Annotated in this window: 20 protein-coding genes; 6 read left to right on the top strand and 14 right to left on the bottom strand. The window is 75.0% G+C overall.

Going from position 1 to position 22,674, the window contains the following annotated elements; translation table 11 throughout:
* Window positions 1–36 precede the first annotated feature (36 nt).
* Entirely contained in the window at window positions 37–690 is a 654-nt protein-coding gene (locus tag ABTX81_RS35935; RefSeq protein ID WP_238863910.1) for a response regulator transcription factor, read from the bottom strand.
* A gap of 455 nt (window positions 691–1,145) precedes the next feature.
* On the opposite strand from ABTX81_RS35935, the gene ABTX81_RS35930 reads away from it, so the two are divergent.
* On the top strand, window positions 1,146–1,331 hold the full coding sequence (locus ABTX81_RS35930; protein WP_030301315.1) for a hypothetical protein: 186 nt from the start codon (window positions 1,146–1,148) through the stop codon (window positions 1,329–1,331).
* 166 nt (window positions 1,332–1,497) lie between these two features.
* Here ABTX81_RS35930 and ABTX81_RS35925 read toward each other — a convergent pair whose 3' ends face one another.
* Complete coding sequence (locus ABTX81_RS35925; RefSeq protein WP_350554466.1) at window positions 1,498–2,301, bottom strand: inositol monophosphatase family protein; 804 nt, start codon at window positions 2,299–2,301, stop codon at window positions 1,498–1,500.
* 42 nt (window positions 2,302–2,343) lie between these two features.
* Window positions 2,344–3,486 carry a ferrochelatase gene (locus ABTX81_RS35920; protein ID WP_350554449.1) on the bottom strand — a complete coding sequence of 381 codons (1,143 nt, stop codon included), beginning with the start codon at window positions 3,484–3,486 and terminating at the stop codon, window positions 2,344–2,346.
* Between the two features lie 128 nt (window positions 3,487–3,614).
* Between ABTX81_RS35920 and ABTX81_RS35915 the strand changes: the two genes are divergently transcribed.
* Both ABTX81_RS35915 and ABTX81_RS35910 read left to right on the top strand, forming a co-directional pair.
* Entirely contained in the window at window positions 3,615–4,871 is a 1,257-nt protein-coding gene (locus ABTX81_RS35915) for an MFS transporter (RefSeq protein ID WP_350554447.1), read from the top strand.
* Between the two features lie 92 nt (window positions 4,872–4,963).
* Window positions 4,964–6,286: a D-arabinono-1,4-lactone oxidase gene (locus ABTX81_RS35910; RefSeq protein ID WP_350554445.1), complete on the top strand. Its 1,323-nt coding sequence runs from the start codon at window positions 4,964–4,966 to the stop codon at window positions 6,284–6,286.
* Here ABTX81_RS35910 and ABTX81_RS35905 read toward each other — a convergent pair.
* On the bottom strand, window positions 6,283–7,167 hold the full coding sequence (locus ABTX81_RS35905) for a hypothetical protein (RefSeq protein WP_350554443.1): 885 nt from the start codon (window positions 7,165–7,167) through the stop codon (window positions 6,283–6,285). The two genes, ABTX81_RS35910 and ABTX81_RS35905, sit on opposite strands and share 4 nt — an antisense overlap.
* A gap of 581 nt (window positions 7,168–7,748) precedes the next feature.
* On the opposite strand from ABTX81_RS35905, the gene sepH reads away from it, so the two are divergent.
* Window positions 7,749–8,825 (top strand): septation protein SepH, encoded by a 1,077-nt coding sequence (gene sepH / locus ABTX81_RS35900; RefSeq protein ID WP_350554441.1) that lies wholly within the window; start codon window positions 7,749–7,751, stop codon window positions 8,823–8,825.
* Window positions 8,826–8,888: 63 nt separating this feature from the next.
* On the opposite strand, the gene ABTX81_RS35895 is transcribed toward sepH, so the two are convergent.
* Window positions 8,889–9,749 carry a sulfurtransferase gene (locus ABTX81_RS35895; protein WP_350554439.1) on the bottom strand — a complete coding sequence of 287 codons (861 nt, stop codon included), beginning with the start codon at window positions 9,747–9,749 and terminating at the stop codon, window positions 8,889–8,891.
* A 155-nt stretch (window positions 9,750–9,904) separates the two neighbouring features.
* Here ABTX81_RS35895 and ABTX81_RS35890 point away from each other — a divergent pair, with 155 nt between their 5' ends.
* Window positions 9,905–10,654: a VOC family protein gene (locus tag ABTX81_RS35890; RefSeq protein WP_350554437.1), complete on the top strand. Its 750-nt coding sequence runs from the start codon at window positions 9,905–9,907 to the stop codon at window positions 10,652–10,654.
* On the opposite strand, the gene ABTX81_RS35885 is transcribed toward ABTX81_RS35890, so the two are convergent.
* The 4 genes from ABTX81_RS35885 to ABTX81_RS35870 all read right to left on the bottom strand — a co-directional run bounded on the left by ABTX81_RS35885 (window position 10,651) and on the right by ABTX81_RS35870 (window position 16,216).
* Window positions 10,651–11,307 (bottom strand): thymidine kinase, encoded by a 657-nt coding sequence (locus tag ABTX81_RS35885; protein ID WP_350554435.1) that lies wholly within the window; start codon window positions 11,305–11,307, stop codon window positions 10,651–10,653. The genes ABTX81_RS35890 and ABTX81_RS35885 overlap by 4 nt on opposite strands.
* 33 nt (window positions 11,308–11,340) lie before the next feature.
* Entirely contained in the window at window positions 11,341–12,525 is a 1,185-nt protein-coding gene (locus ABTX81_RS35880; RefSeq protein ID WP_350554433.1) for an alkaline phosphatase family protein, read from the bottom strand.
* Window positions 12,526–12,709: 184 nt separating this feature from the next.
* Window positions 12,710–13,309, bottom strand: a complete 600-nt coding sequence (locus ABTX81_RS35875) for a DUF5998 family protein (RefSeq protein WP_350554431.1) — start codon at window positions 13,307–13,309, stop codon at window positions 12,710–12,712.
* Between the two features lie 93 nt (window positions 13,310–13,402).
* The gene (locus ABTX81_RS35870; RefSeq protein ID WP_350554429.1) at window positions 13,403–16,216 is read right to left on the bottom strand and encodes a bifunctional acetate--CoA ligase family protein/GNAT family N-acetyltransferase; all 2,814 of its coding nucleotides are present in this window, start codon (window positions 16,214–16,216) and stop codon (window positions 13,403–13,405) included.
* Window positions 16,217–16,445: 229 nt separating this feature from the next.
* On the opposite strand from ABTX81_RS35870, the gene ABTX81_RS35865 reads away from it, so the two are divergent.
* On the top strand, window positions 16,446–16,727 hold the full coding sequence (locus ABTX81_RS35865; protein ID WP_350554427.1) for an HPr family phosphocarrier protein: 282 nt from the start codon (window positions 16,446–16,448) through the stop codon (window positions 16,725–16,727).
* Window positions 16,728–16,850: 123 nt separating this feature from the next.
* Here the strand turns inward: ABTX81_RS35865 and ABTX81_RS35860 are convergent, their stop codons facing one another.
* The 5 genes from ABTX81_RS35860 to ABTX81_RS35840 form a co-directional block, all read right to left on the bottom strand.
* Window positions 16,851–19,424, bottom strand: a complete 2,574-nt coding sequence (locus ABTX81_RS35860) for an ABC transporter permease (protein WP_350554425.1) — start codon at window positions 19,422–19,424, stop codon at window positions 16,851–16,853.
* Entirely contained in the window at window positions 19,421–20,173 is a 753-nt protein-coding gene (locus ABTX81_RS35855; protein WP_350554464.1) for an ABC transporter ATP-binding protein, read from the bottom strand. Before ABTX81_RS35855 ends, ABTX81_RS35860 begins: the two co-directional genes overlap by 4 nt.
* Window positions 20,174–20,211: 38 nt before the next feature.
* Window positions 20,212–20,601 carry an SHOCT domain-containing protein gene (locus ABTX81_RS35850; protein WP_350554423.1) on the bottom strand — a complete coding sequence of 130 codons (390 nt, stop codon included), beginning with the start codon at window positions 20,599–20,601 and terminating at the stop codon, window positions 20,212–20,214.
* A 195-nt stretch (window positions 20,602–20,796) separates the two neighbouring features.
* Window positions 20,797–21,465: a response regulator gene (locus ABTX81_RS35845; RefSeq protein ID WP_350554421.1), complete on the bottom strand. Its 669-nt coding sequence runs from the start codon at window positions 21,463–21,465 to the stop codon at window positions 20,797–20,799.
* The gene (locus ABTX81_RS35840; RefSeq protein WP_350554419.1) at window positions 21,462–22,670 is read right to left on the bottom strand and encodes a sensor histidine kinase; all 1,209 of its coding nucleotides are present in this window, start codon (window positions 22,668–22,670) and stop codon (window positions 21,462–21,464) included. Before ABTX81_RS35840 ends, ABTX81_RS35845 begins: the two co-directional genes overlap by 4 nt.
* Between the last annotated feature and the right edge of the window lie 4 nt (window positions 22,671–22,674).

Here is a 22,674-nt window from a genome sequence, read left to right as displayed (position 1 = left end):
TCCGGGACCGCGGGTTCCGGTCGGAGCCGCGTCCGGTCAGATCCGGTAGCCGGAACCCGGGACGGTGACGATCACCGGCGGGTCGCCGAGCTTGCGGCGCAGGGTCATCACGGTGACGCGCACGACGTTGGTGAACGGATCGGTGTGCTCGTCCCAGGCCTTCTCCAGCAGCTGCTCGGCGGAGACGACGGCGCCGCCGGCCCGCATCAGCACCTCGAGGACGGCGAACTCCTTGGGGGCGAGCTGGACGGTGCGGCCGTCGCGGATGACCTCGCGGCGGCCGGGGTCGAGCGAGATGCCGGCCCGCTCCAGGACGGGGGGCAGCGGGACGGTCGCGCGGCGGCCCAGGGCGCGGACCCGGGCGACGAGTTCGCTGAAGGCGAACGGCTTCGGAAGGTAGTCGTCCGCGCCGATCTCCAGGCCCTCGACCCGGTCGCTGATGTCGCCGGAGGCGGTCAGCATGATCACCCGGGTGGCCAGGCCCTGGTCCACCACGCTGCGGCAGACGTCGTCACCGTGGACCAGCGGCAGGTCGCGGTCGAGCACCACCACGTCGTAGTCGTTGACCGCGATGCGCTGGAGCGCGGCCTCCCCGTCGTAGACCACGTCGACGGCCATCGCCTCGCGGCGCAGACCGGTGGCCACTGCCTCGGCGAGCAGCTGCTCGTCCTCGACGACGAGAACCCGCACGGTGGTTGTCCCTTCTTCAGGCCGGCCCCGGATGCGGACGCGCGGCTCCGACGCTGCCTCCATCCTGCCTGGTCGGGCGGTAAGGCAGCGATAAGCTGCCCCGGAGGCAGGGCTGCCCGCGGCCGGCGCCGGTCGCCCGCGGCCGCGGTTCGTGGCGGAAGCAGTCCGATTGGACTGTGACGCGGGCAACTTTCTTCCACCGGGAGGTTTCCGCGCCCCGGGGGTGGGGAGGACAGCTGCACACCCGCGATCCGGTTTCTGAGCCGATCGCACCCACCCGCCGTGCGTTCATCCGCGCCGGCCCTGGGGCTGGGGCGTCACCGGGAGCGGCCGAGGGCCGTCTCCGCGCCCGTCCGGAGATCTTCACGGCCCGGACCGGACGCTTCCGCTGGCTACCGTCACCCCGGGGCGGGGGGCGCACGACCGTGCACGTCCGACACAGTAAGGGGGCCCGTATGGACGCCTTCACCGCCGGAATCCTGCAGCGCATCGCCAATGCCGAGCAGGACCTGCACCGCGCGATCGAGGCCGGGGACGAGTTCCTCGCCGAGGTGGAACAGTCCGAGCTGGACGATCTGCGCCGTCTCGCCGCCGAGCACGGCGTGGACACGGTGCTGGAGCGCCACCGCACCGCCGCCTGAGCCCAGCCCAGCCCGACCCGTCGCCGGACCTCCGGCACCAGCGGCCCTGTGGGGGCCGCGCGAAACACCAGGCCCTGGCATCCCCCGTATGTCAGGGCTCTTCGTCGCCCGGAAGGCCCGTCCTCCCGACCGCTGCGGCGGCGGGGAGGGCGGGCCCTTCGCGTGCTCAGTCCGCCCAGGCGTTCAGCGCGGCCAGCCGCTCCTGGAGCGGCTCGTAGACGCCGGGGGCGGCGGCCACGGTCAGCTCGCCGTCCGCGCCGCGGCCGGGGCGGCCGCCGACCAGGGCGCCGGCCTCGGCCGCGACCAGGCAGCCCGCCGCCCGGTCCCAGGGGGCCAGCCCGCGCTCGTAGTAGCCGTCCAGCCGGCCGGCCGCGACGTCGCAGAGGTCCACGGCGGCGGCGCCGCCCCGGCGGATGTCGCGCACCTCGGGCATCAGCCCGAGCACCACCTCGGCCTGCCGGACCCGCACCTCGCGGACGTAGGCGAAGCCCGTGCCGATCAGCGCCTGGCCCCACGGCGGGGCCGGGCGGGCGGCGAGCGGGCGGTCGTCCAGCCGGGCGCCGCGGCCGAGCACCGCGTGGAACAGCTCGCCGCGCGCCGGGGCGTACACGACGCCGACCACCGCGCGCCCGTCCAGCTCGGCGGCCACGCTGACCGCCCAGGAGGGCAGGCCGTACAGGTAGTTGACGGTGCCGTCGAGCGGGTCGACGACCCAGCGCACGCCGCTGGTGCCGGGCCGCTCGGCGCCCTCCTCGCCCAGGTAGCCGTCCTCGGGCCGGCGGGTGGTGATCAGTTCCAGGACGAGCTTCTCGGAGGCCAGGTCCATCTCGGTGACCACGTCGACCGGGCTGCTCTTGGTGCCGGCGACACCGAGGTCGGCGGGCCGGCCCTCCAGCAGCAGGGTGCCGGCCCGGCGGGCGGCGTCCAGGGCGACGTCGAGCAGCTCGTCGAGCAGGGCGGGATCGGGCACGGCGGGGCTGGACACGGGGTTCTCCTCGGGAGGCGGAACGGGTCAGCGCTCGGCGGCGGCCGGGCGGGGGGCGCGCGGGTTGGGGCAACAGGCCACGGCGCAGACGTCGTGGCTGGGGCCGAGCGTGCCGAGGGCGCAGCGGGTCACCGGCTCGCCCCGCTCGGCGGCGGCCCGCTCCAGGACGAGTTCGCGGACGGCGGCGGTGAACCGGGGGTCGGTGCCGACGGTGGCGGCCCGGGCGACCGGCAGGCCGAGCTCGGCGGCCTTGGCCACCGCCTCGGTGTCCAGGTCGTACTTGACCTCCATGTGGTCGGAGACGAAGCCGATCGGGACCATCACCACGGCCGGGGCGCCGGCGGTCTGCTGCGCCTCCAGGTGGTCGCAGATGTCGGGCTCCAGCCAGGGGATGTGCGGGGCCCCGCTGCGGCTCTGGTAGACCAGTTCCCAGGGGCGGTCGGCGACCCCGGTGCGCTCGGCGACGGCGGCGGCGACCAGCCGGGCCACGTCCAGGTGCTGGGCGACGTAGGCGCCGCCGGGGCGGCCGCGGGCCGGGTCGTCGGGGGCGCCGGAGGTCTCGGCCATGGTGTCCGGGATCGAGTGGGTGGTGAACGCCAGCCGGGCGCCGGCCCGGACCTCCTCGGGCAGCCGGCCCAGGGCGGCCACGGTGGCGTCGATCATCGGCTCGACGAAGCCGGGGTGGTTGTAGAAGTGCCGCAGCTTGTCGACCGTCAGCTCCGGCAGGCCCTCGGCGGCCAGCGCGGCCAGCGCGTCGGCGAGGTTCTCCCGGTACTGGCGGCAGCCGGAGTAGCCGGCGTAGGCGCTGGTGGCGAGGACGGCGATCCGGCGGTGCCCGTCGGCGGCGATCTCGCGCAGGGTGTCGATCAGGTAGGGCGCCCAGTTCCGGTTGCCCCAGTAGACCGGCAGGTCGAGGCCGTGCTCGGCGAAGTCCTTGCGCAGCGCGGCCAGCAGCTCGCGGTTCTGTCCGTTGATCGGGCTGACGCCGCCGAACAGGAAGTAGTGCTTGCCGACCTCCTGGAGCCGCTCCTTGGGGATGCCGCGGCCGCGGGTGACGTTCTCCAGGAACGGGACGACGTCCTCGGGGGCCTCGGGCCCGCCGAAGGAGAGCAGCAGCAGGGCGTCGTAGGGAGTGGCGCCGGTGACGGTTGTGTTGCGCGCGTCGGACATGGAACCGATCCTGCCACTGTGAACAGGGGGGCCGGTGCCGGGGCCGCACCCGGTGCCCGGAAAATAACGTTTGCCAAGGTTCGTAAGCTGTCTTTGCCAGCGACGTTCCTTACCCCCGCGGAGCCCTTGTGCTGTCCAGCTACCGCCAGATCTTCGCCGCCCCCGGCAGTCTGGCCTTCTCGTCCACCGGGTTCATATCCCGGCTGCCGATCTCCATGACGGGGATCGGCATCGTCACGATGCTCTCCGAGCTGCGCGGCTCGTTCGGCGTGGCCGGTCTGGTCTCGGCGACGATGGCGGTGTCCGCCGCGATCCTGGGACCCCAGGTCTCCCGGCTGGTGGACCGGCACGGGCAGCGCCGGATCGTCCTGCCGGCCACCGCGCTCGCCGTGGTCGCCGCGATCGGCCTGCTGCTGTCCGCCCGGTTCGAGGCGCCGGACTGGACGCTGTTCGTGTTCGCGGCCGGGCTGGGCGTGATGCCGAGCACCGGCGCGATGGTGCGGGCCCGCTGGGCGCACCTGTACCGGGACGAGGGACCGAAGCTGCACACCGCGTACTCCTTCGAGGCGGTGGTCGACGAGATCTGCTTCATCGTCGGCCCGATCCTCTCGGTGACGCTGGCCACCGCGGTCTTCCCGGAGGCGGGCGTGCTGCTCGCCGGCGTCTTCCTGGCGGTGGGCGTGGCCCTGTTCGCCGCCCAGCGCTCCACCGAGCCGCCGGTCCATCCGGCCGCCCGGCACACCGGCAGCCCGGTGATCCTCAACCAGGGGCTCCAGGTGCTGATCATGACCTTCGTGGCCACCGGCACGATCTTCGGCTCGGTCGAGGTGGTCACCGTCGCCTTCGCCAAGGCGCAGGGACACGGCGCCACCTCCGGTCCGATCCTGGCGCTCTGGGCGCTCGGCTCCTGTGTGGCCGGCATGGTCTTCGGCGCGCTGAAGCCGGCCGGGTCGATGGCCGTGCGCTTCCTCGCCGGCGTGGTGCTCATGGCCGTCAGCATGGTGCCGCTGCTGCTGCTGGCCGAGACGGTGAACGGGGTCGGCGGCCTGATGGCGGTCGGCGGCGCGCTGCTGATCGCGGGCATCGCCATCTCCCCCACGCTGATCACCGCGATGGCCCTGGTCGAGCGGCTGGTGCCGGCCGCCCAGCTGACCGAGGGCATGACGTGGACGACCACCGGCCTGGCACTGGGCGTCGCGCTCGGCTCCTCGGCCGGCGGCTGGGTGGTCGACGCGGGCGGGGCCGCGGCGGGCTACTGGGTGCCGCTGACCGCCGGGGTCTTCGGCGTGGTGGCCGCGCTCGGCGGGCTCGGCCGGCTCCGGGCCGGGGTGACCACCGGGGAGAGCGCGCCGGCCGCGGCCGAAACCGTGGACCTCGAACGGTGACCTGACTTACCCTCCTCCCTACCCGTGGCCTACCCACGGGTAGGGACCGAGGTGAGCCGACGCCGTTCGGCCACGGAGCAGGAGGCGCCGCAATGCCCCAGGCCAGTACCGCGACCCGCACCCGCTGGACCAACTGGGCGGGCAACCAGAGCACCGTGCCCGCCCGGGTGATCACCCCCGGCACCGCGGAGGAGCTGGCCAAGGAGATCCTGCGCGCCGGCGACCAGGGCCGGACCGTCAAGCCCATCGGGTCCGGCCACTCGTTCACCGCGATCGCCTCCGCCGGGGACGGCGTGCTGGTGCGGCCGCACGCGCTGACCGCCGTGCGGGAGATCGACCGGGAGAACGGCACGATCACCGTCGAGGCCGGGCTGCCGCTGCACCGGCTCAACCGGGTGCTCGCCGCCGCCGGCCTCTCGCTCACCAACATGGGCGACATCGAGGTGCAGACCGTGGCCGGCGCCACCAGCACCGGCACCCACGGCACCGGCCGGGACTCCGGCTCGCTCGCCGCCCAGATCCGCGGCCTGGAGATCGTGCTCGCCGACGGCAGCGTCCGGCGCTGCTCCCCCACCGAGGACCCGCGGCTCTTCGAGGCCGCCCGGCTGGGCCTCGGCGCGCTCGGCGTGATCACCGCGCTCACCCTCGCCGTCGAGCCGTCCTTCCTGCTCACCGCGCACGAGCAGCCGATGCGCTTCGACGAGGTGCTGGAGCGGCTGGACGACCTGACCGCCGTCAACGAGCACTTCGAGTTCTACTGGTTCCCGCACACCGACCGCTGCTCCACCAAGCGGAACAACCGCAGCCAGGGCCCGGCCGCGCCGCTGCCCCGGTTCAAGGAGTGGCTGGAGGACGACTTCCTCTCCAACACCGTCTGGGAGGGCGCCTGCCGGGTCGGCCGCCGCTTCCCCGGCTCGGTGCCGGCCATCGCCGCGCTGGCCAGCCGCGCCTGGTCGGACCGCAGCTACACCGACACCGCGTACAAGGTGTTCACCAGCCCCCGCAGGGTGCGCTTCATCGAGATGGAGTACGCGGTGCCGCGCGCCGCGGCCGGCGAGGTGCTGCGCGAGCTGCGGGCGATGGTCGAGCGCTCCGGCTGGCGGATCAGCTTCCCGGTCGAGGTGCGGTTCGCGCCGGCCGACGAGGTCTGGCTCTCCACCGCGCACGGCCGGGACACCGCCTACATCGCCGTCCACCTCTACCGGGGCACCGCCGAGCAGGGGTACTTCACGGCGGTCGAGCGGCTGATGACCGAGCACGGGGGCCGCCCGCACTGGGGCAAGCTGCACACCCGGGACGCCGAGTACCTGGCCGGCGTCTACCCGCGCTTCGCGGACTTCACCGCGCTGCGCGACGAGCTGGACCCGGACCGCCGCTTCGGCAACGACTACCTGCGCCGGGTGCTGGGGGCCTAGCCCTGCTCCGATGCCGAGCCCGCCGAGCCCGCCGAGCCGGCCGGAGCCTCCGGGGCGGCCGGGGCCGGGGGCTTGGGCGGCTCGACGGCGGTGCTCGGGGCCGGGGGCCTGGGGGTCGCGGCGCCGGACGGCTTCGTGGAGGCGGCCCCGTCGCCGGACGGCGCGGAGGGCTTGCCGGACGCGGACGGCGCGGGAGGCGCGGACGGCTCGCCGCCGGGGCGCTCGGAAGGTGTCGCGGACGGCGCCGTGCTCGCCCCCGCGCCGGACCCGGCCGACGGGGAGGACGACGGCTCGTCGCCCCCGGAACCCGGACGGGTGCCGGGGCTCGGCCGCCCGGAGGCCCCGCCGTCCCCGCCGGCCGACGGCGAGGGCACCGAGGCGGGTCCGGAGGACGGCGCGTCACCCGGTGGGACGGTCGGTTTCCGGTCGACCCGGCCGCCGATCGAGGTGCCGGTGCCCGACTCGCCCTTGACCGTCGCCGACACCGGCTGCCCGGTCGCCAGCTCGAAGGCGAGGATCGGCACCATCGCGAGGGTGAACACCAGCGCCGAGACCGCCGCGTACGACTTCCAGGTCCACCGCCGCCGCGCCCGGACCACCCGCGGGGTGCTCCACTGCGCCGGGACCGGCGGGTCCGCCGCCGGGGCCGGCTCCGGCGCCTGCCGCAGCCCGTTCGCCAGCTGCCCCGGCCCGGCGGTCCGGTCGACGGCGCCGCGCAGTTGCTCGCCGGTGCGCTTGAAGAGGTGCTGGAACACCGCGCCGCCGGTGGTCGCGCCGATGCTCACCACCGCCGCGCCGAGAATGGTGCCGTACACCCCGAGTTCGGACGCGAGCACCGCCCCCACCACGGTCGCCAGTGCGCTGGCGGCGACCTGAGCCACACTCAGATCAATTCGCCTGCGACCTTCCTCGGCTCCGTCCTGGTCGGGCTTCACCTGCGGCATCAACATCCCTCGCGTCAGTACGACTGTCCTTCGAACAAGTCACTCCATCTTGCCCAAAGAAGGACACAAGGGTCGAAAATGCGGTTCTTCTCGGAAGATATATGTGAAGATGATCACCGTTCATCGGCCGATCCTCGGCCATTGGGGTCGCGTGCTCTTGAGATTCCCGTGAATCGCGGGAGACTTGAGCGGCGAGCCGCCGCTCTGGATGCCACGAATGGAGTACTGTTCGTAAAGCCTGAGGCCCGGGTCGACTTGTCGACTGCCCATCAACCGGCAGCTTGACGAAGAGCTATGGCGCAGGCACGCACGGCGACGCCCGTCCCGGACCGTCGCGTTCACTGCGCGTGCGAGGACGGCCGGGACACCCAGGCGCGACGTCGACGGATGACGTGGCAAAAAGGCAACCGTGCCACAGCGGCGTGGCCGGGCGTGAGCCCGACACGCCGGGGAACTCAGCAAGGTTGTGGCCAGTCGCGAGCGGGCAGGCCACACTCAGTACGGGAGCAGCGACGCAGGTGACGTCGGCAGGCACCACCCGGGAGGTAACCGTGCCCGAACTGCGGGTTGTGGCCGTCAGCAACGACGGCACACGGCTGGTGCTCAAGGCTGCCGACAGCACGGAGTACACCCTTCCCATCGATGAGCGGCTGCGTGCCGCCATCCGTGGTGACCGGCCGCGCCTCGGCCAGATCGAGATCGAGGTCGAGAGCCACCTCCGCCCCCGTGACATCCAGGCGCGGATACGAGCCGGTGCCTCCGCCGAGGAGGTCGCGCAGGCGGCCGGCATCTCCGTCGACCGGGTCCGCCGCTTCGAGGGTCCGGTGCTGGCCGAGCGCGCCTTCATGGCCGAGCGGGCCCGCAAGACCGCGATCCGCCGGCACGGCGAGGCCCCCGGCCCGCAGCTGGGCGAGGCGGTGGCCGAACGGCTGGCGCTGCGCGGCGCGGAGAAGGAGACCGAGCGCTGGGACTCCTGGCGGCGCGACGACGGCACCTGGGAGGTCATCCTCTCCTACCGGGCCGACGGCGAGGGCCGCAGCGCCTGCTGGACGTACGACCCGCCCCGGCGGCTGGTCCAGCCGAACGACGACGAGGCCCGCGCGCTGATCGGAGAAACGGTCGAGCGCGAGGAGGAGTCGGTCTTCCCGTTCATCCCGCGGATCGCCCGGCTCCCCCAGGAGCGGCCGCCGCGTCCGATGATCGACCGACCCTCCGCGGACCGGATCATGTCGGCGCGTGAGGTGCGGGAGTCCCGTGAGGCGACGGCCGAGTCCCGCGACTCGCTGACCAGTCTGCTGGACGTGGTGCCCGCCTTCCGCGGCGACCTCGCGGTCGGCGCGCCGCCGCCGATCGAGCCGGTGCCCGCCGAGGTGGCCGAGGAGGCGGAGGAGCCGGCGGCCGCCGCCCCGGCGGTCGGCGCGGGCTCGGCGTACGCGGACATCCTGATGCCGCGCGCGGTCGCGCCGCACCGGGAGCGACTGGTCGGCACCACCGACCGGCAGGCCGAGGCGGACGGCGTCCGGCCCGGGCGCCGGGCCACCGTGCCGAGCTGGGACGAGATCGTCTTCGGCAGCCGGCGCAAGAAGCAGGAGTAGCGGGAGCGACCCGCGAAGAGGGGCGGACGGCTACGGCCGTCCGCCCCTTCGCCGTGTGCGGGCTCAGCCCGGCTGCTCGGTGACGGCGACCGCGCGGGTCGTGTCGCCGGACCACTCGCTCCAGGAGCCCGGGTAGAGGGTGGCCGGCAGGCCGGCGACCGCGAGGGCCAGGATCTGGTGGGCGGCCGTCACCCCGGAGCCGCAGTAGACCGCGGTCTCCCGCTCGCCCGCGCCCAGCGCCCGGAAGCGGGCGGCGAGTTCCGGGGCGGGCCGGAAGCGGCCGTCGGGGCCGACGTTCTCGGTGGTCGGCGCGGAGAGCGCGCCGGGGATATGGCCGGCCCGCGGGTCGATCGGCTCGGTCTCGCCCCGGTACCGCTCCCCCGCCCGGGCGTCCAGCAGCAGCGCCTCGCGCGCCCAGGCCGCGGCGCCGTCCGCGTCGGTCACCGGCAGTTGGCCGGGCACCGGCTTGAAGTCGCCCTCCCCGGCGGGCGGCACCTCGGTGGTGACCGGCCCTCCGGCCTCCCGCCAGGCCGCGTACCCGCCGTCCAGCACCCGGACGTCCGGGTGGCCGGCCCAGCGCAGCAGCCACCAGGCGCGGGCGGCGGCCAGCGCGGTGGCGCCGTCGTAGACCACCACCGGGCGGTCGGCCGAGACCCCGAAGCGGCGCAGCGCGGCCCCGAACTCCTCCGGGTCGGGCAGCGGGTGGCGGCCGCCGCGGCCGGGCGGGCCGGCGGGGGCGGCGAGGTCGGTGTCGAGGGAGACGAAATGGGCGCCGGGCAGGTGGCCGGCGGTGTAGTCCTCGATGCCGGGCGGGCCGCCGAGCTGCCAGCGCACGTCGAGCAGGACCGGCGGGTTCGCGGAGGCGAGCGCCTCCCGGAGTCCGGCCGCCGACACCAGCGGGGAGTCATCGTGAAGGGTGGTCATGGCGGTCATTCTGGCGCAGTGCCACCGCACCGGTGCTCTTTGTGCGGTCTTTGCCGGACTTTCCGCGCGGCCCGAGGGTTCGACGCGCGCCACGGTGGAAGCATCACCCTCACTGCGCCGTTTCGTGCGCCCGTCCGCCCCCGAGGAGACCTGTCATGTCCGCGCTGACACTTAGGCTGGCCCAGGGCACCCCGTGCTGGGTCAGCCTGATGACCGACGATCTGCCCGGTGCCCGGGCGTTCTACGGCGAACTGCTCGGCTGGACGTTCACCCAGGGGCCCACACAGCTCGGCGCGTACGTCCGGGCCCGGCTCGGCGAGGCGCCGGTGGCCGGGCTCGGAGTGTCCTCGGTGACCGGCTTCCCGGTGCAGTGGACCACCTATTTCGCGGTGGACAGCGCGGACCGCTCGGCCCAGCTGGTGCGGGAGTGCGGCGGGACGGTCGCGGTCGGACCGCTGCAGGCGGAGCGGGCCGGGCGGCTGGCGATCGCCGCGGACGTCTCGGGGGCGGTCTTCGGGCTCTGGCAGGGCGAGGAGCACCTCGGGCGGGAGGCCGGCCCCGAGCCGGGCGGACCGGCCTGGGCGGAGCTGCTCACCCCGGACGCGGACGGCGCGGCGGTGTTCTACCGCGCGGTGCTCGGGGTGCCGGTGGCGGAGGACGAGGGCGGGTCGGCGCTGCTGGTCGGCGGCCGGCCGGTGGCCGGGATCCGGCGCGGCGCCGAGCTGCGCGGCCACCCGCCCCGCTGGCGCACCCACTTCGCGGTCGCCGACGCGGAACTGACGGCCCGCCGGGCGGTGGAGCTGGGCGGCCGGGTGCTGGTCGGACCGCACCCGACGCCGCGCGGCCGCGCGGTCCGGCTGGCGGACCCGCGCGGCGGGCACTTCTCGGTGCTGGAGACGGTCTAGGCCTGCTGCTCCTCGAAGGGGAGGACGTCCGGGGAGAGGACGGCGGCGCGGGCGGTGGCGGCGGTCAGCCGGCGGCGGTGGTGGCGGCGGCAGAGCACCTCGTAGCCGACCTCGTCCTCGCGGACCGAGATGTCGCCGATCACCACCTGCGCGCCCTCGACCACCATCACCCCGCCGACGGTGCGGGCGTTGTGGGTGGCCCGGGCGCCGCACCAGCAGAGCGCCTCGACCTGGAGCACCTCGACCCGGTCGGCGAGCTCGATCAGCCGCTGCGAGCCGGGGAAGAGCCGGGTGCGGAAGTCGGTGGTGATGCCGAAGGTGTAGACGTCGATGTCGAGTTCGTCCACGACCCGGGCGAGCTGGTCGATCTGGCCGGGGGTGAAGAACTGGGCCTCGTCGCAGATCAGGTAGTCGACCCGGCCGCCGGCCGAGAGCCGGTGCACCACATGGGCGTGGAAGTCGAAGTCGTCGGCCACCTCGACCGCGTCGGCGCGCAGGCCGAGGCGGCTGGAGATGGTGGCCGCGCCGGCCCGGTCGTTGCGGGTGAGGATGATCCCCTGCCGGCCGCGGGCGGCGTGGTTGTGGTCCATCTGGAGCGCGAGCGTCGACTTCCCGCAGTCCATCGTGCCGGAGAAGAACACCAGTTCAGCCATGGGTGGTGCAAAGGCCTTTCGCATCAAGGGAATTCAGCGGCGGAATTCGAGCAGCGGCACGAACTGCTCGACCGGGGTCATCGAACCGTGCAGGCCGATCATCGCGGACTCGCCGGGCTCGTTGCGGGAGGCGGTGATCGCGATGTCGTCGCGGGCGGCGGCGACCACGTCGCCGATCCGGTGGTAGACCCGCTCGTCCACGGTGGGACCGAACCAGCCGGCCGCGATCGCCTGGTCGCGGGTGGCCACCCACATCCGGTCGCCGAGCACCTCGCTCCACACCGCGTGCACGTCGGCGGCGGCGCCGGGCACGGCGTAGACGTGGCGGGCCCGGCCCTCGCCACCGAGCAGGGCGACGCCGGCGCCGAGCTCCCAGTCCTCGTCGAAGTCGATCCGGTCCTCGGGGGCGATGTCGATCATGCCGTGGTCGGCGGTGACGTACATCACCGAGCGCGGGGGCAGCTGTTCGGCGAGCCGGCGGGCCAGCCGGTCGACCGCGTCCAGGGTCATCCGCCACTCGTCGGAGTCCACGCCGAAGCGGTGGCCCGCGCCGTCCAGCTCGCTGACGTAGGTGTAGACGAGCGCGCGGTCGTGCTCGGCCAGCCAGGCGGCGGCCCGGTCCATCCGCTCCTCGCCGGTGGTGCGGCCGAGGAAGGTGCCGCCGGAGAGCGCCACCCGGGTGAGCGGGGTCTGGGCGAACAGCGGGGAGGAGACCTGGGCGGTGGCCACCCCGGCGGCGTCGACCCGCTGGAAGACGGTCGGGTACGGCTGCCAGGTGCCCGGGTCGGTGTGCGGCTGCCAGCGGAGCTGGTTCATCAGGTGGCCGGCGCCGGGCACCGCCACCGTGTAGCCGGCCAGGCCGTGCAGACCGGGCGGGGTGCCGGTGCCGACCGAGGCCAGCGAGGTGGCGGTGGTGGACGGGAAGCCGGCGGTCAGCGGGCGGCCCGTGCCGCCGAGCGAGCCGGCCGTCAGCGAGGAGAGGAACGGCGCGTACTCGGGGTGGCGCAGCAGCAGTTCCCAGCCGAGGCCGTCGACGAGGAAGACCACCGCGCGGTCGGCCGGCGCCAGCGGCAGCGCCGCCTCGAAGCCGGGGACGCCGAGGCCGGCCGCCACCGAGGGCAGCAGGTCGCAGAGCGAGCCGGTGCCGTAGGGGGGCGCGGGCGCGGCGGCGGGGTCGAGGAGCTCGAAGGCGTCGTGACCGTCGGGGGCGAAGGGCATGGTGGCGGAGGTGGCTTCCTGGCTGGCCGGTACGGTCCGGGCGATTGGGGGCGGCGTCCGGACGGCGCGGGTCGGTGCGTGGCGGCGGCGACGGCGGCGGGCGTGACGGCGGTACGGGTCGGCGGGCGGGAGGCGGGCGGGACGGTGGGCGGCCGGCGCGCGGGGCGGCCGGCGGCGCCGCGGATCAGACCCGGGGGCCGTCGGTGATGGTCGCCTCGGACAGGGCGCGGGCGAAGACCAGGGCCTGGGCGACCGTCTCCGGGCCGTCGCCGGCCTCGCTGACCCGCAGGGAGAGGTCGTCGGCGGTGGCCGAGCCGGTGTAGCCGTGGTCCGCCTCGCAGTTGGGGTCGGAGCAGCCGGCCGGTTCGAGGTCGAGACGCTGGACGGCGCCCCAGCCGATGGTCAGCACGACCTCGCGGGGCAGGGTGCCCGGGGTGTAGGTCTCCGGGTTGGCGACCATCCGGCTCACCACGACGGAGTTGATCCGGTCCAGGCGGACGCTCTCGGTGGAGGTGGTGGCCAGCGGGACGGCGGGGCTGCTGGCGTCGCCGGTCTGCTCGTCGGTGTGGCTCACCACGAAGCGGGTCGGGGTCAGCACCAGCACGGTGACGTGCCGGCGGACCTCGTTGGCGTCGAAGGTGGTCTCCTGGTGCACCAGGTAGGAGGTGATCGGCTCGGGACCCACCGCGGACTCCACCGCCTCGGACACCAGGGCCGGGTAGTAGCCGCTGCGCTCGATCGCGGAACGCAGGTCCTGCGTGGTGGTGGTACCGGTCTTCGCCATAACTCCATCCTGGCATGGTCCGCCGACGAAGCGGGCGGCGCGGCGCCGAGCTTCGGACAACGGCGCCCGCGGTCCGGACGCAACCAAGGAAGGTTACAGCGTGCTCATGGCGCGCGGGCCCAGATCACTGCGGACCGGCAGGGGTGCGATGCGTACGCGCGCCCCCAGGATCGCCAGTCCGTGCGGGGCGACGACCACCGGTTCGAGATCCACCGAGGCCACCTCTGGCAGGTCGTCGACCAGCCGGGACACCCGCAGCAGCAGTTCCTCCAGGGCGTCGGTGTCGACCGCCTCGGCACCGCGCCAGCCGAACAGCAGGGGCGCCGCCCGGACCTCGCGGACCAGCGAGGCGACGTCCTGGTCGGTGGCCGGAACCAGCCGGTGGGCGACGTCGCCGAGCAGTTCGGCGGGGGCGCCGGCCAGGCCGAAGGAGAGGATCGCGCCGACCGCCGGGTCGACGGTGGCACCGATCACGGTGTCCACCCCGCGCGGGGCGAGCCGCTGGACCACCAGCTGGGCCTGGGCGGCGCCGCCGAGCAGGGCGTCCAGCTCGCGGTGGGCGCGGCGCAGGCCCGGCTCGCCGGTCAGGTCCAGCCGGACGCTGCCGAGGTCGGGGCGGTGGCGCAGGTGGGGGGCGGTGGCCTTGAGCGCGACGGGGTAGCCGAGGGTGGCGGCGGCGCGCACCGCGCTCTCCTCGTCGGGGGCGGGCAGGGTCGGCGAGACGTCGACGCCGTAGCGGGCGAGCAGCGCGGCCGCGTCGGCGTCGGGCAGGGTGATCCGGGCGCCGCCGGGCTGGGTGCGGGCGGCGATCGCGGTGCGGGTGGAGAGCGCGGCCTCGACCAGGGTGCGGGCGCCGGCCTCGTCGATCCGGTCGAGTTCGGGGACCCGGGCGGTCTCCTCGGCGGCGGCCATCCGGTGGCGCCAGTCGGCGTAGTGGACGGCGTGGGCGAGGGCGCGCACGGCCCGCTCGGGCGCCGGGTAGGCGGGGATGCCGCCGGGGCGCAGCCGGCCGGGCAGGTCGGTGAGTGCCAGGTGGGCGAGGACCAGCGGCTTGCCGGCGGCGCGGGCGCGCTCGCCGGCGTCGAGCAGGGCGGCGGCGATCTCCGGGTCGTCGGAGCCGAGCTCGGGGTCGTCCGGGGCGGTGAGCCGGCCGCCCATGAAGGCATGGGCGGAGGTGCCGATCGGCGGGATGGCGACGGCGATCACCGCGTCCACCCCGGGGTCGCTCAGCGCGGTGTCCAGCGCGATCCGGAAGTTCTCGCCGGTGGCGGCGGTGGTGAGGTCGACGGGGGTGCGCGGGCGCAGGCCGGCCGAGAGGCAGGCGTCGTGGGTGAGCAGGCCGAGCGAGTCGGAGTTGCCGATCACGGCGACCCGGTCACCGGGCGGCAGCGGCTGGAGGGCGAGCAGTTCGCCGGTGTCGTACAGCTCGGTGATGGTCTCCACCCGGGTGACGCCGGCCTGCTGGAAGAGGGCGTCGACGGTGGCGTCCCTGAGGCCGGTGGCGGTGGCGGGGACGGCGTGGCCGGGCGGCAGGCTGCCGGTGTGACGGGCGCCCTTGACCACGACGACCGGCTTGGCCTGGGCGAGCCGGCGGGCGATCCGGGTGAACTTGCGGGGGTTGCCGAAGGACTCCAGGTAGAGCAGCACGACGTCGGTAGCCGGGTCCTCCTCCCAGTACTGGAGGAGGTCGTTGCCGGAGACGTCGGCCCGGTTGCCGACCGAGGCGAAGGAGGAGATGCCGAGGCCGCGCCGGTGGGCGGCCTCCAGCAGGGCGACGCCGATCGCGCCGGACTGGCAGAAGACGCCGAAGCCGCCGCGCGCGGGCAGCACGGGGGCGAGCGAGGCGTTGAGCGGCCGCCCGGGGTCGGTGGAGATCAGGCCGAAGGCGTTGGGGCCGATCACCCGCATGCCGGCGGCGCGGGCCTGGCGGACCAGGGCGCGCTGGCGGTCGCGGCCCTCGGGGCCGGTCTCGGCGTAGCCGGCGGTGACCACGACCAGGCCCTGGACGCCGTGCGCGCCGCACTCGGCGACCGCCTCGGGGACGGCGGAGGCGGGGACGGCGATCACCGCGAGGTCGACCGGGCCGGGGATGTCCAGGATCGAGCGGTGCACCGGGACGCCGTCCAGCTCGGTGCCGGGCGCCGCGTTGCGGTTGACCGCGTGGACGGGGCGGTCGTCGCCGGCGAACCCGGCGAGCAGGTCGCGCAGCAGGGCCCGGCCGACGGTCTGCGGGCGGCGGGAGGCGCCGATCACCGCCACCGAGCGCGGGGTGAGCAGCCGCTGGACGGAGCGGGCCTCGGCGCGGTGCTCGCGGGCCCGCATCACGGCGAGCGAGGCGGCGGTGGGTTCGAGGTCGAACTCCAGGTGGACCACGCCGTCGGCGAAGCTGCGGCGCTGGACGTAGCCGGCGTCGGTGAAGACCTTCACCATCTTGCGGTTCTCCGGCAGCACCTCGGCCTGGAAGCGGCGGATGCCGCGCTCCTGGGCGACGGCGGCGATGTGCTCCAGCAGCGCGGAGGCGACGCCGCGGCCCTGGTGGGCGTCCTGGACCAGGAAGGCGACCTCGGCGTCGGTGCCGGTCTCGGAGGGGCGGCCGTCGTGGTCGATCCGGTCGTAGCGGACGGTGGCGATGAAGCGGTCGCGCACGACGACGGCGAGGCCGACCCGGTGGACGAAGTCGTGGTGGGTGAAGCGGCGGACGTCCTTGTCGGAGAGCCGGGGGTAGGGCGCGAAGAAGCGGAAGTACTTGGACTGGTCCGAGACCTGTTCGTAGAACTCGACCAGGCGGCCGGCGTCGGCGGGGGTGATCGGCCTGATCCGGGCCGTACCGCCGTCGCGCAGGAGGATGTCGGCCTCCCAGTGCTGGGGGTACTCCGGCTCGGGTCGCGGTACCGCAGAGTCGTCCACGACCGTCAGATTATCCGGCGGCGAGCCGAATGGCGCCGGACGTGCGTTCACGGCAGGGTGGACAGGGCCGCTGAACGGGGATTATGCGCCGTTTATGGCCCTGAAAGAAACAATCACAAGTCCCGAACGCGACGGCTCCGAGGGGTCGCCTGCGTGCAACACTGGTCTAGACAACACGTCCGTCTTCCCCATCACGGCCGTGACCAGCTTTACCGGAAAGGCACGTCTCATGGCTGAGCGCCGCGTCACCATCGGTTGGCCCGAGGGCCTGCACGCCCGTCCCGCCTCCGTCTTCGTCAAGGCCGTCGCGGCCACCGGCGTGCCGATCACCATCGCCAAGCCCGGCGGCAACCCGGTCAACGCCGGCTCCATGCTCGGCCTGCTCGCGCTCGGCGCGCAGGGCGGTGACGAGGTCGTGCTGGCCTCCGACGCCGAGGGCGCCGACCAGGCCCTGGACCGCCTGGCCAAGCTGGTCGCCGAGGGCCTGGACGAGCTGCCCGCCGCGGCCTGAGGCCGCACCGCCGCCGCAGACGTCCGGAGCCCGGGCCCCGTTGGTCGGGGGGCCCGGGCTCCGGTGCGTCCGGTGCGGGTCCGGCGCGTCCGCGCGTCCGTACGTCCGCGCGTCCGCGGCGGCTCAGCCGGAGGCGATCGCCCGCAGGATGTCCAGCCGGGCCGCCCGGTTGGCCGGCCGCAGCCCGGCCACCGCGCCCGCGACCAGTCCGGCCACCAGCACCACGGTCAGCTGCAGCGGCGGGACGGCGAAGCTGCCGGTCCCCTCGGTGTCGGCCGCCCGTACCAGCGCCCAGCCCAGGAACGCCCCCAGGCCCAGGCCGCCGACCGTGCCGAACATCGCCACCAGCACCGACTCCCAGCGCACCATCGCCCGCAGCTGGCCGCGGGTCTGGCCGACCGCGCGCAGCAGCCCCAGCTCCCTGGTCCGCTCGTGCACCGCCAGGGTCAGCGTGTTGGCGATCCCCAGCAGCGCGATCAGCACCGCCAGCGCCAGCAGCGCGTAGACCACCGAGAGCATGATGTCGACCACCGAGGCGGCGCTCTTCGCGTACTCCGACCGGGTCTGCACCTTCGGGTCGCCGAACGGCGCCACCGCCGCCGTCACCGCCGCCTTGCCGGCCGACAGCGACACCCCGTCCTTCAGCGCGACCGCCACCAGCGAGTCGGCGTCCTGGCCCCGGTGCGGCGCCCAGGCCTCCCGGGTGACCAGGTAGTCGCCGGCCAGCTCGCCGCCCTGGTAGAGCGCCTTCACCGTGAACGGCGCCTCGGCGCCGTCGCTGAACCGCACCGGCACCGTCGTGCCGACCCGCCAGCCCTGCTTCTCGGCCTCGGTGCGGGACACCGCCAGGCCGTCGGTGCCCAGCTCCAGCGAACCGTCCACCCGGCCGAGGTCGACGATGCCGGCCAGCCGGGCCGGATCGGTGACGTCCAGGGTCCGGCCGTGGCCGTCCACCCGGGCCACGCCCCGGCCCAGGCCCACGCTCTGGCGCACCTCCGGCAGCGCGCCGACCGCGTCCGCCAGCTTCGGGCTCAGCCCGCCGCCGCGGAAGCCCCCGGTGGAGACCGCGAGGTCGCCGGCGAAGGTCCGGCTCACCGTGTCGTCCATGGTCGCCTTGATCGACGCGCCGAAGACGGTGAACAGCGAGACCACCGTGACCCCGACCATCAGCGCGCTGGCCGTCGCCGCCGTCCGCTTCGGGTTGCGCGCCGCGTTGCGCTCCGCCAGCACGCCCGGCATGCCGCGCAGCCTCGGCAGCGGGGCGCCCAGCAGCCGCACCACGAAGGTCGCGAACACCGGGCCGAGCACCACCACGCCGAGCAGCGTGGTCACGGCGCCGCCCGCGGTCAGCCCCACCGACGGGCCGTCGGTCGCGCCGACCACCGTGCCGGCCACCCCGGCCGCCACCAGCAGCGCGCCGGCGATCCAGCGGACCCGGCCCGCCCGGCCGGCCGCCGCGCCGTCCACCGCCACCGCCCGCATCGCGGCCAGCGGCGCCGTCCGGCCCGCCCGCACCGCCGGGGCGACGGCCGAGGCGACCGCCGTGACCGTGCCCACCAGCAGCGGCAGCGCCACCGAGACCGCGCCGATCACCAGGCCGCCGGTCGGCAGGTTGAAGCCGATCACCTTGAACAGCGACTTCAGCCCCGCCGCCACGCCGATCCCGCCGAGCAGGCCGGCCACCGAGGCGGCCACCCCGACCACCACGGCCTCCGCCAGGGTCGCCGCCAGCACCTGGCCGCGCGCCGCGCCCAGCGCCCGCAGCAGCGCGTTCTCCCTGGTCCGCTGGGCCACCACGATGGCGAAGGTGTTGTGGATGGTGAAGGTCGCCACCAGCAGGGCGATGCCCGCGAACACCAGCAGCAGGGTGGTGAACATGGTCAGGAAGCGACTGGACACCTGCTTGGTGGCCTCCTCGCTGACCTTCGTCCCGGTCACCGCCTCCAGCCCGGCCGGCAACTTCGCCGACAGCGCCGTCACCAGCTCCTGCTGGGAGACCCCGCCGGCGGCCCGGAACTGGATCGAGGTGGCCTGACCCTGCCCCTTCGGGGTCAGATAGCGCTCGGCGTCCTCCAGGGTCAGCCCGGTCCAGGTGTTCTGGCCCATGCCGTCGGCCTTGGCGCCGAAGGTCGCGATGCCGACGATCGTCACCGTCACCGGGTCGGGGGCGCGCAGGATCGTCGTGTCGCCGATCTTCAGCTCGCCGGCCTTGGCCGCGCCCCGGTTGATCACCGCCTCCCCCGGCCGCTGCGGCGCCCGGCCCTCGGCCAGCCGGTACGGGTTGAGCCCGCTGTCCGTCTGCCAGTAGCCGGCCAGGGTGGGCGGCCCCTGGCCGCCCACCGCCTTGCCGTTCTTGCCGATCAGCTGGCCGGAGCCCTGGATCGCCGGCTCGGCCGCCGCCACCCCGGGCACCTGGCGCAGCTGGTCGGCCAGCGCCAGGTCCACCGGGGCCCGGACGCCGCCGAAGGTGTTCTCGGTGTCCATCACGTCGGCGCTGCGCACCACGGCGTCGGTGCCGCGGTTGGCGTCGGCGAACAGGGTGTCGAAGCTGCCGCGCAGGGTGTCGCCGAGCACCAGCGTGCCGGACAGGAAGGCCACCCCGAGCAGGATCGCGGTGAACGTCCCGGCCAGCCGCCGCTTGTGCGCGGCCAGCGAGCGCAGGCTGATCCGCAGGGTGGCGGTGGCGCTGCTGCTCATGACCGGACGCCTCCCTGCCCGGCCGCGGGGACGTGGTCGAAGGCCTTCATCCGGTCCAGCACCCCGGCCGGGGTGGGCCGCTCCATGCGGTCCACCAGCCGGCCGTCGGCGAGGAAGAGCACCTCGTCCGCGTAGCCGGCGGCGGTCGGGTCGTGGGTGACCATGACCACGGTCTGGCCCATCTCGTCCACCGCCCGGCGCATCAACTCCAGCACCTCGGCGCCGGTGCGGGAGTCCAGGTTGCCGGTCGGCTCGTCGGCGAAGACCACCTCGGGGCGGCCGGCCAGCGCCCGGGCCAGCGCGACCCGCTGCTGCTGGCCGCCGGAGAGCTCGCTCGGCCGGTGGTCGAGCCGCTCGCGCAGCCCGACCGCGTCGATCAGGGTCTCCACCCACTGGCGGTCCACCTCGCCGCCGGCCAGGTCGACCGGCAGCGTGATGTTCTCCCGGGCGGTGAGCACCGGCACCAGGTTGAAGGACTGGAAGACGAAGCCGATCCGCTCCCGGCGCAGCAGGGTCAGCCGGCGGTCGCTGAGGTTCTCCAGCTCGGTGTCGCCGATCATCGCGGTGCCGGCGGTCAGCCGGTCCAGTCCCGCCGCGCAGTGCAGCAGGGTGGACTTGCCGGAGCCGGACGGCCCCATGATCGCGGTGAGCCGGCCGGCCGGGAAGCCGACGGTCACGTGGTCCAGGGCGCGCACCTCGGTGCGGCCGACGCCGTAGACCTTCACCGCCTCGGTGACCCGGGCGGCCATCCGGTCGGTGTCGACCAGTTCGAGTAGCGGGAAGGTGGTCACTTGGCGCCGCCCTGGCCCGGCTTGGTGTCGTCCGGGCCCTGCAGGTGCTCCAGCAGGGTGTCCCGGCGGGTGCGGTACTCCTCCTCGCCGATCTCACCCTCGGCGTACCGGCGGGCCAGGTTCGCCAGCGGGCCCTCGGGACCGCCCGGCCAACCGCCGCGCCAGCCCGGTCCGCCGCCGTTCCACGGACCGCCCCACTGGCCGGCCCACGGCGGGCCCCACGGCCCGCGACGGCCCCAGCCGCGGCGGCGCAGCACGGTGAACAGGGTGATCAGGACGAGCAGCCAGAACAGCGGGAAGAGCAGGAACCACGGGCCCGGGCCCCCGTTCCACGGCCCCCAGCCGTCCCGGCAGATCGTGTCCGCGAGTAGTGCGGTGCTCTGCATGTCGGTCAACTCCTCGATGAGCCCCGCGGGTTCGGACGGGGGGCCGCGCGCCGGCCCCGGACGCTTCCCGAGGCCACCACGAGCGTCCCGCCGAGGAGGGGTCCGGCGCGTCCTCCGGGGAGCGGCACCGGGGGTACGACGCGGGGAGTACGGAGTGGGGGCCGTCCTGCTCCTCCCCCGCCGACCGCTCTGCTCCTATCCCAGCCAGCCGGGGCGGACCAGGCCGGACTCGTAGGCGAGGACGACCAGTTGGGCCCGGTCGCGGACGCCGAGCTTCACCATGGCGCGGCTGACGTGGGTCTTCGCGGTGAGCGGGCTGACCACCAGGCGGCGGGCGATGTCGTCGTTGCTCAGGCCCATGCCCACCAGGGTCAGCACCTCGCGCTCCCGGTCGGTGAGCGAGGCCAACCGCCGTCCGCCCGCGGACGGTTCCCGGGAGCGGCTGGCGAACTCGTCGATCAGCCGGCGGGTCACGCCCGGGGAGAGCAGCGAGTCGCCGACGGCGGCGACCCGCACCGCCCGCAGCAGGTCGGCCGGTTCGGTGTCCTTGGCCAGGAAACCGGCCGCGCCCAGCCGCAGCGCCTCGAAGATGTACTCGTCCAGCTCGAAGGTGGTCAGCACGACCACCCGGACCCCGGCCAGCTCGGGCCGGGCGCAGATCCGCCGGGTGGCCTCCAGGCCGTCGGTGCCGGGCATCCGGATGTCCATCAGCACGACGTCCGGCCGCAGCTCCTCCACCAGCCGGACGGCCGCCTCGCCGTCGTCGGCCTCGCCGACCACCTCGATGTCAGGCTGGGCGTCGAGCAGGGCCCGGAAGCCCGCCCGGACCAGGACCTGGTCGTCCGCCAGCAGTACTCGGATCATCCCGACCGCCCCTTCTCGCCCACCGTGCCCGACCCCGCCGGGTCGGGCAGCCATGCCCGGACCCGGAAGCCGCCGCCGTGCGGTCCGGCGGTCAGCTCGCCGGCGAAGGCCGCGGCCCGCTCGCGCATGCCGATCAGGCCGTTGCCGGAGCCGCCGCCGTCGCCGCCGGCGGCCGGGCCCGGGTCGTCCACCCGGAGCAGCAGCCCGTCCGGGGAGGACCAGTCCATCAGAACCGTGGCGGTGCGCGCGGCCGAATGGCGGATGACGTTGGTGAGCGCCTCCTGGACGATCCGGAAGGCGGCCAGCTCCACCTGGGCGGACAGCGGCCGGGCCGGGCCCGCCGTCTCCAGGGTGACGGTGAGCCCGGCGTGGCCGGCCTGGGTGACCAGTTCGGGCAGCCGGGCGAGGCCGGGGGCGGGGGTGCGCGGGGCCTGGCCGTCCGGGCCGCGCAGGGTGCCGAGCACCTGGCGGACCTCGCCCAGCGCCTCCTTGCTGGTGGCCTTGATGACGGTCAGCGCGGCGCGCACCTGGTCGGGGTGCTCGTCGATGAGCTCTAGGGCGACCCCGGCCTGGAGGTGGATCACCGAGATCGAGTGGGCCAGGATGTCGTGCAGTTCGCGGGCCATCCGCAGCCGCTCCTCGGCGGCCCGGTTCTCCTCGGCCTGCCGCCGGGCGATCCGGCGGGCGGCGAGCTGTTCGCCGCGGGCGCGCATGATCTCGGCGCCGGCCAGGATCAGCAGCAGCCAGGCCGCCGCGCCGGCCTCCTGCCACCAGCTGGGGCCGGGCCCGGGCGCGCGCTGCCAGGAGTGCGGCAGCAGGTGGGAGCTGGACAGGTGGACCAGGTAGCCGACGCCGAGCGAGATCCAGGCCCACCGGCGGCGGCCCCGGGCGAGTGCGCCGTAGACGGCGACGCCGAGGCTGAAGAACACCGGGCCGTAGGGGTAGCCGGCCAGCAGGTAGCCGGTGGTGACGGCGGTGACGGCGGCCACCACCGGGCCGGGGTAGCGGTCGCGCAGCAGCAGCAGGGCCGGGCCGAGCAGCAGCAGGGCGTACCCGGCGGCGTCCAGCGCGGCCCGGTCCGGCTGCTGGTGGGCGGCGGCGGTGGAGCCGACCAGCTGGACCAGGGCGACCAGGAGCGCGGAGAACCGCGTCCAGGCCGGCCTGGTCCAGGGCGGGCCGCCGTACGGGTCGTGATCGGTGCTCATGGAC

The organism is Kitasatospora sp. NPDC097605, assembly GCF_040302725.1.
In the GTDB taxonomy this organism is placed as follows: domain Bacteria; phylum Actinomycetota; class Actinomycetes; order Streptomycetales; family Streptomycetaceae; genus Kitasatospora.
The sequence above is the reverse complement of the archived record's forward strand: the minus strand, read 5'-3'. Positions and strand labels throughout refer to the sequence as shown.